Origin of the sequence: Priestia endophytica (assembly GCF_026790145.1) — a bacterium.
Taxonomy (GTDB): domain Bacteria; phylum Bacillota; class Bacilli; order Bacillales; family Bacillaceae_H; genus Bacillus_I; species Bacillus_I endophytica_A.
The window spans coordinates 1-10,753 of record NZ_JALAMS010000082.1; the positions used below are offsets into that span (position 1 = coordinate 1).

Sequence of the window (10,753 nt, forward strand, 5' to 3'; positions counted from 1 at the left end):
TATCTTCTTTTAGTTAAGGACAAATGATTATTTGTCTCTTTCCTTTGCTAAACGTAAACATTCTTTAGCAAAATCAGTTCTTTTACGAGAACGATTTGGGCCTTTAACAATCTCATTAAGTATTTTCTTAGATTGTTGTTTATTGAGCTTAACACCTTTTAAACTCATTTTGATACACCCCAAGGTTTTTGACATATTACATTTATAGTCATGCCTTTGGTGATTTATTCCCTATCAAGTTCTTTAAAAAACATATCTGCCTCACTATCACCATTTAAAGACTCCAGATGATCTTCAAATTCTGTGAAATCGTTGAAGTCAGGTATATAATATTTCATTAAATGTAAACCTTCTTCATCTATACTGACTTGTTCAAACCCTAATACTTCAGGGTCACTATAATAGGCTACTTTTTCAGGTACAGACCTTAAGAAAAAGTATCTACAAGCAAAAGTCTTATTAAGGGCCATAGCTTGTCCTATAAGTACTTTAATAACATAAGTTCCAATTCCCTGTTCTTGATATCTTTCATCTACAGCTATATAGGACAACTCTACAGCTGGCACTTCTATTTCTGATGAAATTCTTTTTGATTCCTCATTGTCTACAGGAAATGAAGTACAACGTGAAGTGAAAAAACCAATAACTTCTTCTCTATAGACTAAAAGATTAGTAGTTGCCAGACCTAAAATGTGATTATAGTAGGCAGCATAATAATTTTTAATGAAAGAATCAATTTTCATATCCCCTGAACTAAAGTCACTGACAACTTGAGAAAGTTCATTTCTGTTTTTACAGTATTCATTTAATGGGATAAATTCTATTTCTTTATAATCAATACGCATATTAATCTCCTAAAAATTATAAACTAATTTCTTTGCATCCTCACGTTCATTATAAAGATCTAAACATTCTTGTAGAAAATCTTTTTTTCTCTTACTTAAAGGTTGACTATGCTTCTCAATCATCTCTAAACCTATTTTAGTCGATTCTTTATCACTAATTTTCAAAGGTTTTAAAGGTTGATAATTATTCATATTATCCACTCCTTTTTTAATATTATCAGTCTTGAAGTAGGTCTAGTCAATCTAAATATAATGTTATATACAAACCTCAAATATTCCTTCTTGCTTCTTATCTACTTCTCTTTTTAAAGTAAGTTTATCTTCATTCAACAGGTGAGTTGTTAAATAACATGCTATGAATTACCTTAAGGTTTTACCATTCCACACTTAATTCTTCTAATTTTTGCACTAAGGTACTTTTTGAGGGCTCAAGAAAATTAATTAACGGTTGTTTTTGTACAGTCTCCTGTCGTTTAACTGTTAAAAAGACACGGTGAGCTGTTCCATATGTATATCGACGTAAAGCATCAAAGGATTGTCCAGCGTTGATACGATTTAGTTTAAGGGCTGCAATAGAATCATTCACAATATTAACGGCCATATCAGTTAAATCTTCCAATGGACGTTCCACATTTGCATGAAGATAACCAAGACGAATTTTCCCCCATAATTGATAAACATCGTCTACTTTAGGAAAGTAAGATCGTACCTTTTCTATAAATCTTTTAGGAATAAATGATGGATATATTTCCTTTTTAGAGACACTTTCTTCACGTATTGTATTTATATTATGGGTTTGTTTTAAAGAGATATTGTTTTCTTGGTGTGACATTTTAACCGTTTCTTGTGTGTCATCCGCTATAGGTTGTTCTACTGGTTGCTCTATTGGTTGAATTACAATAGCATTAGATGTCTGTTGCATATCACTGCTTCGTTTCATTTCGTATTGGCGAATAATACCGAGTTCTTCTAAATGATTGCATGCACGAATAATAGTGCGACGGCTTTTTCCTAGGAGATCCGCCATTTTGTTTTTTGTTAAGAATGATACGCCTTTGTATTTTGCAGAGTAACGATGGAGAAGATCTAATACAGCAATTTGTGTTTTATTTAATTCATTTTCAAAGATTTCTTTATGTGCTCGTACAGTTTCGTTCAATTGGTCAATGTTTTCAAAGATTGATAGGTTTTTAAATGTATCTTCGCTTGCTATGATTTCGATAGCCTGTTTAGCCACTTTTACCTCTCCTTTTAGCAAACAAAAAGACGCTGTTGCCTCAAAAAGGGGACAACAACGCCTTTGTTCGACGAAAAAGAAAAGAGAGTTCGCCAAATTATTCCCTTGAAACTACTTTAAGTTTACGGTAGAATGTACACATAAAAATTAAGTAGTACAAAGAAGTTATGTAGGTCAGCTGTTGTCTCAGTACTGGTGAGACGACCAAAGTAAAAGGATTGCAGTCCGATTACTTGGCCTTATATAGCTTCTTTTTATTTTGCGTTCTTTTATTTGTTTACTATTCTAATAGTTTGCTAAGTGGATATCAAGTTAATTTTTCCCTGTTCCAAATAACTTTGAAAAGAACCCTTTCTTCTTCTCCTCGTTACTAGCCGTTATGAGGCGTTTTGTATCATGTATTTCACGAACAACCTCTGTAAACTGTTTATCGCGGTTCTCTAGCTTTTCCTCTATATATTTCTCATACTTTCCTATCGTTACGTCCCGTTCTTTGATTTCCTCTAGAGTTTTTATAATAAACTCCTTTTCTTTTCTTTCTTTTTCGCTCTGATTCTTTAATTCCATGAGTAGTTCTCGATTAAATCGATCTAATCTATCAATACGTTCTTCTTGGCGAGATAACACTTCATTCTGCTTCTCTACAAGCTCTAACAACTGATTTATTTTATAGCCGTCATGACGCGACATGACGGCTATATCGCCATTAGAATCTGATTTATCCATCATATCGCTACCCGTTATGTTCTTCCTTGCTCGTCCCTTGATAGATACGTCTTTCGCTGCGTTCTCTAGCGTTCGGCCTTCCTCTTGTGTAAGCTTTTTTATATGGCGAAGCGCTAGTAAATCAGTATCGTAAAAAATACGATTGTTATTCTCATTCCGATCAAAAATATATTCTTCTTTCTCGAGTAACAAACACCATTTACGCAATGTTGAAGTTGATATACCCAAGTTGTCTGCTGCTTGTTTAGTACTATATGCATTCATTATATAGTAACACCCCCGTCATAACGCCTTATAGCACCATTCTATAATACTGACGTAAATCCTGCTATTGGCAAGATAATGGTAGGCGTTCGTTGACGTTATGAATCTACCATTCTTTTTTAACGCTCAGGTTCATAATTTCGCTCTTTTTTCCGAGTTTGCTTCTTACTATTTTTTCGTTCTTGTTCTTTGTCTATAAATTCTTTTGCACCTTTGATTTCTTCGTCTCCTGAAAAATATCTGGTTAATATTTTTTCCTTTGCTGTAGTTAACAAACGAGCTTTAACATAGCCGATCATTTTAGCTAACTCAGGAATCCTCTCCAAATAGAGCTCTTTTACTCGCTCTAAAGTTTTTTTCAAAAAGTCGTTTTCTTTTTCTAAACTACTGTTTTTCTTTTGCAAATCCATATTTTTTGTTCCCAACATATCACGTTGTCTAGCTAAATCCTTTTTCTCTTGTTCTAATCTTGCATTTTTAATTTCTAGGCCCTTATTTTCACTTCTAAGCCATTCAGAGGACTTGGCGAGGGTTTTGATACTTTCAAAGTCTTCAACTCCAATCTCGAGCGTTTTAGAGCGAATAAAACCACCTTTCTCTTTAACTTCTACCTTATCAACCTTTTCAACATGGTCTATAGACCTTCCCAAGTCGCTTAAGCGACCTTCTATATCTTTAATTGAGTCTTCAATCTCTCGTTTTTCCATTTGTTTTGCTTGTAAATCATTTTCCAAGGTCATAACCTTTTCATTCAACGTCTTAGCTTTAAATTCTTGAGTTTTTAAATGTTCTCTATCGGACCCTTTTTCCCCACGTTGCAAATCAAACCCTTGCTTTTGCATGTGTTTGGGGAACTCGTCCTGAATCCACTGTAATTCTTGCCGATTAAAAACATTTTTGCTTTGCAGTTTACCATCACGCATTGGGACAACGCCTATATGCATATGGGGTGTTTTTTCATCGTTATGTACGGTCGCATAAGCAATATTTTGTTGACCATATCTTTCTGCAAATAACTTATAGCTTTCTTTAAAAAATTTTTCGTGTTGCTGGGGATCTAGACGCTCAAAAAAACTTTTGTCTGACGTTATGAGTAATTCGTTAACCATAACAGCATCTTTTCGTATTTTTCTCGTCCCTGTTTTTTGACTCTCAATAATCTCTTTTACTCGCTTGTTATAATCAATCTTTTCTAGATTCACCAAATCGTAATTTAAATGGGAACGCTCCTTATCAATATCGGGATTCGTTTTACTCTCCCTCTCACGCTGATTATGAAATTGCATCCCTTTAAGGTCATGAGATTTCATCTTTTCCATACGACAAATCGCATAGCTCATAAATCCACCCCTTTTTATTCCTTCTTTTCGACGAAACTAGTGCCCAAAAAAAGTTTTCGACATTCCCAAAATAATAGGGAGAGAGCGACCTTTATTCGGAACACTTCCATGTAAAGTATAACACACTATACTTTTGGAACAAAAGTGTGTGCTCTGCGAGGCTTGTACGGCTATGCCGTATTCATGCTATCGCATGAAAAAGACCTTGGGGTGTCGCCCCCAAACGACGACCAACGGAAGGCCGTTGGATCCCTTCAAAAACTCCCCCAACCCCCTCACATTTTGAGGGGGCTCCCTCGCCGGTTGGCAGGAACAAACAAAGTTTGTTCAAGGCCAAGAGGGTTCGGATGCAGTACGTCTATCCACTCCTTAAATTCTCGACCTATCGGTCTTGCGATTTACCGTGGACAGACACTCTAGACATCTCCCTATCTATTAATGGAAGTATATATTTATATAATTTTACCTTTTGAGGTACATTTTTCTTTTAAAACATGATAATATTTACATGTTGCTTTTTGGATAAATTACATATAAAAAGTGGCTTATTAAATTCTAGGAGGCAGGAGTATATCTATGAGTCTATCTATTTCTAAAGGTACATTAGTAAAATTATTTATATCTGTATCTGCTTTAATGTTGGTCTTTGCAAGTCTATTACCTTCATTATCTTTTGCAGCATCAGATAATGAAACGGAAAACATGCGTCAACTTGAAAATGACTTAGAGTTTATTTTCGATGAGGCTACAACTATGGTAGATAACAAATATGTTCTTGATGAGGAAAAAACTGCAGATTACTTTGGAACTGAAAATGTAGCAGCAATTAAAATTTTCATCAAATTAGTAAATGAAGAACCTGTAACAGAAACAGAATTCTATGCAGCAGGACTAGAACCTCAACAAGAAGGAGCTAATGTTTCCAATGAGGGTCAAATCAGTACATTATCTTGGACAGGTTGTGTAAAAGATAAAATTTTGATTGCAACTGGCATCGGTTTTATCACTGGTGGAATGAATAAACTAATCGAAGAAAAGGCTTGGAAAAAGCTTGCTATGGAAGTCCTAAAAATTGCTGGAAAAAATGCAGTTAAAGGTGGAGTAGTTGGTTTAACTGCCTCTTTAGGAGTATGGAGTATAGCTTGTATCGGTAAGTAAACTAAAGCACTAAAAAACAGCCCAGTATAAATGGGCTGTTTTTTAGTGCTTTCTAATTACGTCTCTTTATAAATACCTTATCAAGTATAAGTGTAAGAAGTGTATACAAAATTGAAAACATAATCATATAGATTACTTCTACGGAATTATCTAAACCTACAACTTTAAAGAAAATTATTTGTAGGATAAATGAAATAATAAGAAGTGAAAGATATTTACCCATATTGATCAGCCACCTTTAATAATGCCCTATTCATTAGAATCTAATAATTGTTTATTTTTTTTATAGGAACGTTTTAAAGAAAAATAATTTATTAGAAAAAAGAAAAATGTTGCTATTAACGGAGTTAATATAATTTCAAGCCAAGAGAATTGCACTCTAGGTATTCCTATAACGGCCAGATAAAATACAAAGAAAACAATAACAAAAGTAATTGATTTAACAATAATATTCCTTCTCTGTAAAGCAAATTCTTGTCGAGTTGAAACATTAGTGTATTCAATGCCGGAACATATATATCTTAATAATAAATATATGATAAATATTCCAATGTTAATTATCAGTATAAAATCAGTGTCGAAATTTAATTTAGGAAACAAATTATTTACACAGAAAGATAAGATTAAACAAATTGCAAGTACCACAGATGATTCCGCTAAAAAATAAACCAATCTATTCCTTTTATACTCATCATTAGGCAATAAAAAAGATATCCAAGAATTCTCCATGTTATCACCCCATATCCCAAAAAAGTTGATCTAATGTTTTATCTAATGATTTAGCAATACTTATACATAACTTTAAAGTAGGATTGTACTTCCCAGCTTCAATTAAACCAATTGTTTGTCTTGTAACATTTACTTTGTCAGCCAATTCCTGTTGTGTTAATTTCTTTTCCATCCTTGCTAATTTAATTTTATTTATTGGCATAATCACACCTCATAATGTAATACATATATCACTTATGCAATTTATATATTACATTATAAAGGTGAAAAATTCAATAATATTTACGAATTCTTTTAGATTTACGTCATTATTACCTTCACTTATTTATTTTCTGAGTAGATGCTATATTTAATTATTTTTTATTTTCCGTATTTTCTATCCATCAGGTATCGGGAGTGAGGCTGGGGTGGTGGGGCTAGCCCCACGGTCTTACCACGTTATCTTTTATAGAATAGGAGAAATCATTTAGGACGGATGATGAGGCAGTTTTGCAGTCTATACTTGTTGTGTTCGAACGACCTATTATTTGTGTCTCATCAGTTTATCGGTCGTTCGGCAAAACAAACGAAGACTGCAAAATGGATATAGACAAGGAGTAAAAGGTGGAGATTTTTTAAGCGATAGCGTTCCGTAGGATAAAAAATACAACCTGTACCTTGTCTATATTCAAGCTTTTAGAGTTAGAATAAAACACATATTCTAAGTAACAAATATAACTAGTTTCCAACATCGTTTATAGATAGCAACTATGAGTTGCAATGAGGATAGTTTTTGCGTCTAAACCAGTGGCGTGAGCCACACTATATAAAAGCGACTTCTTGTCGCACCATAATGGATGTTATCGGTAGTATTAAGTAATTAACGCTTAGGAGCAAATAGAGATGTAAAAGTTATTATCTCGTAAGTCTTTATGTTTATCTAATTCTCCTTTAACGATTCTAAATATCCTTTTTTTGGTTAAAAACATACTTTTATTGGAATATAGTTAAATATTTAACTATACCATATTATAAATTTGATTATAATAAGGAGTGTTTACCCTATGGCAGTAAATGAAATTGTTGAAGGCAAAAAGTATTTACTAAGAAAAGTACATCAAGAAACTGCTTTAACTTATCAACCATATGCTAGCTATGACTATGTTAAATTATCAGGTGATTCAAAGTCTGGAACACCTGTTATTTTTGAACAACATCCTGATAAACCAGGCGAGTACTACATAAAAATGACAAGTTGTAACTGGTCAGGTAGTCAATATTTTACACGTAGTGGCAAGGGATGGGTATATTTAGATACAAAAGCAAATGCATCACGGTTTTGTTTTTTCTTAGATGCTTGGGGAAGAATAAAATTCTGGCATTCTAGTGGAAACGAAGATACTTTGAACTTTAAACTTCATACTAGTGGAGATACAAAATGGTTAAGTACTGATGGATATAAGAGATACCTAAAAGATGATGAACCAAATACTCGTACAGGGGAAAGAGAAGTAATTGATAGAGATCTATTTGAAGTAAAGGAGGCTTAATAAAATATATAGAATAGAAAATCTCACCATAGACGAAGGGAATTTTTCTATTTTTAAACTGTATAAAATATACAATTGTAGTTAACATAATCTTTTTTATCGGCATTGAAAAAAGGACCTTCAAATCGAAGATCCTTTTTATTGTCAATAATAGAACAAAGTCCAAGAAGACTTTCCTGGGCTTTTTGAAATCAAGGAAATTGAGGAAGGTGATTTTTCTTGATTTTTTAAAAATATATGTGAAAGGAAGCTAAATAAGTTTCCCATGCATATTTTTAATATATTCAAAACTATTTCATATTCTTGTGTTAATTAATTAAAAATCAGAAGTTTTAATACTACTAATATTATTAATGCCATATATTGATTTATAATATTACTATTCACAATTAATTTACATAATGTTCATTAGAGGAAGTAATGTTCAATTTGAATAAAAAAAGGCCTCTCCTTTTACCAATGAAGGAGGGCTATGTAGTGTAAAATACATGAAGAAGGGAGGGACCCTCCTTCATTAAAGAATAAAACAATTCTAACTATTTGTAAAATTAAAACTCTTATTCCATTCTTATCTATCCTTTGAATTTTACATCAATGTTTTTTTATCCATCTTATAAAACTTAATTATTATAATGAAGGTTATCTGTAATGAAAAAAGTTGATCCCCCTTCCCCCTCTTGATACAAAACTCTCTACTACTGTAATAGGATAGGTACCCTCCTTCACTAACCTTAATCAACTTAATAAAAAAGAGCATGCAAACAATGTAGTGCTAAGTTCGCAAGTTTTTTAAGTCAAAAAGAACTGAAAAACTGAAGAAATCAACCAGGACCGTAATAATACCTATGTATACTAGAGTTGTCCTTATAACCCTATATATAAATTAACGGAGAACAAAAAATAAGCCATGAAGGTTTTATTGAACTTTCTCAAATATAATAAAAAGAGGAACGTTCATATTCTGATAATCTAGTAACCTATATTAAGCATATTCAAAAATATTTTATTTGTTCATCAATCTTTGTTTTAAAAGATGAATAACATTTTCTATATAGAGCAAACTACTCAAGATACGTAAAGTATCGCTCTTAAAAGTTGATGTGTAACAGAAAAACCTACTGGGCATGGTCAGTAGGTTTTTCTGTTTTTACACTGTATACGCTATTCATTTCTAGTTAACATAATGTTTTTTATCGGTATAAAAAATTAGACTCGGATATTTTATTCTGCTAGTTGTTTTAGATAGTTACGAAGACGAATCTTCGGGTTTAATTCTATATTTGTAATATGCTCTACATACTGAATCGCACTTTGGGCGATTTCTTGGTCACTGATTTTATTTGAACGATATTCGACAAAGGGAGGAAGATAGGTCATGCCTACAAAATTAGCAGATGCTTGAAAGGGCTTTGTCAGTTCGCTTACTGAAAATAAATTATAACCACCGGCTTGAAAAGAATGTTCAGGTGAACCGATAGAAATGGTCATCACCCATTCCTTTCCTCTCAATTTCGTTCCACCAGGTCCATGAGCCCAACCAAAGGTAAACACTTCATCAAACCACTGTTTTAAAAGTGGGGGACTGCTGTACCAGTACAACGGAAACTGAAAAACAATACGATCATGGGCAAGGAGTAGTTGTTGTTCAAATTCGACATCGATGGGTTGATTACGATATTTTTCATAAAGATCATGAACGGTTATACTCGGTACACTTAAAAGCGCTTCTTTCCACTTTTTATTTACTCGGGAGGATTCAATGTTCGGATGTATAACGAGTACTAATGTTTTCATATTATCCATTCCTTTCATTCCTTTGATATGACTTCGCCCGAGAATTACTTAGATTGGGATGTGCAGCGATAACCATAATTTTTCATAACGATCATCCTTTCTCATTTTTCGTAGCATCGTGATCTACACTCCTATTATTGTCCGGAATTTCATTTTTGCAAAGTACGCTTTTTTTTCAGACTAGGTCCTGTGAAACGTACCATAGACGTTGCCTGATGTCGGTAGGTAGTACGGTTTACCGTACTAAGTATGATAAATCATCGTACTGTTTTCATTCTGGATACTTTGATAAAATTACAACTATGAAGGTAAAGATCATGTGATCGGGAGATGGTAAGATGCAAGGGGAAATTCGCGATTCTAATAAGACACAGGGGATATTGGCCACTCTGCAGGTAATCGGAGGAAAATGGAAACCACTCATTTTGTTTATTTTACTGCATCAAGGCACAAAGCGGTTCGGGGAATTGAGACGTCTGCTTCCTAATGTCACGCAAGGAATGCTCACCAATCAGCTTCGTGAGATGGAACGGGACGGACTCATCGTACGCCGAGTGTATCAAGAGATTCCGCCCAAAGTTGAATATTTTTTGTCCGATCACGGAAGAACGTTAAGTTCGGTTTTGACCGACATGTGCGGGTGGGGATTTAAGCATATCGAATTTATGAAGAATACGAATGGGGACGACACGAACACCCTTTGATCTCAATGAAAAAAAGACTCTGGTAAAAGTGTCTTTTTTCGTTCCTGTACATACCATTTCATTTCGAACATACATGTACTTTTTTATCGGCACGTGGCATAACTTCCGTCCTTAAAGCTGTTGATTCCGAAGCATTTATGCAACCTTTTATTCAATTAAATGGCTCTTTAATTGAACAAGATCCCAAAGTATCAGATGAATACTTTATACAAAACTAGTTAACATAATCTATCTTAGAGGAAGTTGAAGAGGCGCAGACCCCTTGTCCCCCAAGGATTCTGGAACTTCTCTTTTTTCTCCTTTATGCAGGATTTTATACATCGTTGGGTTAGCAAGCTTTCTACTGTTCTCCAACACAAAAAGAGTGCATAAAAAACCTAGGTTTTATGCACTCTTTTCAAATAAAGTCCTTAACTAAAAGAAGATA

At 33.6% G+C, this 10,753-nt stretch carries 12 protein-coding genes; 3 read left to right on the forward strand and 9 right to left on the reverse strand.

Annotation, left to right across the window (positions count from 1 at the left end):
* Nucleotides 1–27 precede the first annotated feature (27 nt).
* The 6 genes from MOC86_RS27090 to mobV form a co-directional block, all read right to left on the reverse strand.
* Nucleotides 28–168 carry a hypothetical protein gene (locus MOC86_RS27090; RefSeq protein ID WP_268586980.1) on the reverse strand — a complete coding sequence of 47 codons (141 nt, stop codon included), beginning with the start codon at nt 166–168 and terminating at the stop codon, nt 28–30.
* A 56-nt stretch (nt 169–224) separates the two neighbouring features.
* Complete coding sequence (locus MOC86_RS27095; RefSeq protein WP_268586981.1) at nt 225–845, reverse strand: GNAT family N-acetyltransferase; 621 nt, start codon at nt 843–845, stop codon at nt 225–227.
* Between the two features lie 9 nt (nt 846–854).
* Nucleotides 855–1,037, reverse strand: coding sequence for a hypothetical protein (locus MOC86_RS27100; RefSeq protein ID WP_268586982.1), 183 nt, complete (start codon nt 1,035–1,037; stop codon nt 855–857).
* Between the two features lie 181 nt (nt 1,038–1,218).
* On the reverse strand, nt 1,219–2,082 hold the full coding sequence (locus tag MOC86_RS27105) for a helix-turn-helix domain-containing protein (protein ID WP_268586983.1): 864 nt from the start codon (nt 2,080–2,082) through the stop codon (nt 1,219–1,221).
* A 312-nt stretch (nt 2,083–2,394) separates the two neighbouring features.
* A complete protein-coding gene (locus MOC86_RS27110) occupies nt 2,395–3,072 on the reverse strand; it encodes a DUF3967 domain-containing protein (protein ID WP_268586984.1) in 678 nt (225 codons plus the stop codon).
* A gap of 119 nt (nt 3,073–3,191) precedes the next feature.
* Complete coding sequence (gene mobV, locus MOC86_RS27115; RefSeq protein ID WP_268586985.1) at nt 3,192–4,412, reverse strand: MobV family relaxase; 1,221 nt, start codon at nt 4,410–4,412, stop codon at nt 3,192–3,194.
* A 576-nt stretch (nt 4,413–4,988) separates the two neighbouring features.
* Here mobV and MOC86_RS27120 point away from each other — a divergent pair.
* Nucleotides 4,989–5,570: a hypothetical protein gene (locus MOC86_RS27120; RefSeq protein WP_268586986.1), complete on the forward strand. Its 582-nt coding sequence runs from the start codon at nt 4,989–4,991 to the stop codon at nt 5,568–5,570.
* 249 nt (nt 5,571–5,819) lie between these two features.
* Here MOC86_RS27120 and MOC86_RS27125 read toward each other — a convergent pair whose 3' ends face one another.
* Entirely contained in the window at nt 5,820–6,299 is a 480-nt protein-coding gene (locus tag MOC86_RS27125) for a DUF3278 domain-containing protein (RefSeq protein ID WP_268586987.1), read from the reverse strand.
* Between the two features lie 4 nt (nt 6,300–6,303).
* On the reverse strand, nt 6,304–6,501 hold the full coding sequence (locus tag MOC86_RS27130; protein ID WP_268586988.1) for a helix-turn-helix transcriptional regulator: 198 nt from the start codon (nt 6,499–6,501) through the stop codon (nt 6,304–6,306).
* 841 nt (nt 6,502–7,342) lie between these two features.
* On the opposite strand from MOC86_RS27130, the gene MOC86_RS27135 reads away from it, so the two are divergent.
* Entirely contained in the window at nt 7,343–7,828 is a 486-nt protein-coding gene (locus tag MOC86_RS27135) for a hypothetical protein (RefSeq protein WP_268586989.1), read from the forward strand.
* A gap of 1,221 nt (nt 7,829–9,049) precedes the next feature.
* On the opposite strand, the gene MOC86_RS27140 is transcribed toward MOC86_RS27135, so the two are convergent.
* The gene (locus MOC86_RS27140; RefSeq protein WP_268586990.1) at nt 9,050–9,631 is read right to left on the reverse strand and encodes an NAD(P)H-dependent oxidoreductase; all 582 of its coding nucleotides are present in this window, start codon (nt 9,629–9,631) and stop codon (nt 9,050–9,052) included.
* 329 nt (nt 9,632–9,960) lie between these two features.
* On the opposite strand from MOC86_RS27140, the gene MOC86_RS27145 reads away from it, so the two are divergent.
* Nucleotides 9,961–10,326, forward strand: a complete 366-nt coding sequence (locus MOC86_RS27145; RefSeq protein ID WP_268586991.1) for a winged helix-turn-helix transcriptional regulator — start codon at nt 9,961–9,963, stop codon at nt 10,324–10,326.
* The last annotated feature ends 427 nt before the right edge of the window (nt 10,327–10,753 follow it).

What these genes read in the sequence shown, in the direction of transcription:
- MOC86_RS27090 (WP_268586980.1), bottom strand. Translation starts at nt 168, where the DNA reads ATGAGTTTAAAAGGTGTTAAGCTCAATAAACAACAATCTAAGAAAATA.
- MOC86_RS27095 (WP_268586981.1), bottom strand. Translation starts at nt 845, where the DNA reads ATGCGTATTGATTATAAAGAAATAGAATTTATCCCATTAAATGAATAC.
- MOC86_RS27100 (WP_268586982.1), bottom strand. Translation starts at nt 1,037, where the DNA reads ATGAATAATTATCAACCTTTAAAACCTTTGAAAATTAGTGATAAAGAA.
- MOC86_RS27110 (WP_268586984.1), bottom strand. Translation starts at nt 3,072, where the DNA reads ATGAATGCATATAGTACTAAACAAGCAGCAGACAACTTGGGTATATCA.
- mobV (WP_268586985.1), bottom strand. Translation starts at nt 4,412, where the DNA reads ATGAGCTATGCGATTTGTCGTATGGAAAAGATGAAATCTCATGACCTT.
- MOC86_RS27120 (WP_268586986.1), top strand. Translation starts at nt 4,989, where the DNA reads ATGAGTCTATCTATTTCTAAAGGTACATTAGTAAAATTATTTATATCT.
- MOC86_RS27125 (WP_268586987.1), bottom strand. Translation starts at nt 6,299, where the DNA reads ATGGAGAATTCTTGGATATCTTTTTTATTGCCTAATGATGAGTATAAA.
- MOC86_RS27130 (WP_268586988.1), bottom strand. Translation starts at nt 6,501, where the DNA reads ATGCCAATAAATAAAATTAAATTAGCAAGGATGGAAAAGAAATTAACA.
- MOC86_RS27135 (WP_268586989.1), top strand. Translation starts at nt 7,343, where the DNA reads ATGGCAGTAAATGAAATTGTTGAAGGCAAAAAGTATTTACTAAGAAAA.
- MOC86_RS27140 (WP_268586990.1), bottom strand. Translation starts at nt 9,631, where the DNA reads ATGGATAATATGAAAACATTAGTACTCGTTATACATCCGAACATTGAA.
- MOC86_RS27145 (WP_268586991.1), top strand. Translation starts at nt 9,961, where the DNA reads ATGCAAGGGGAAATTCGCGATTCTAATAAGACACAGGGGATATTGGCC.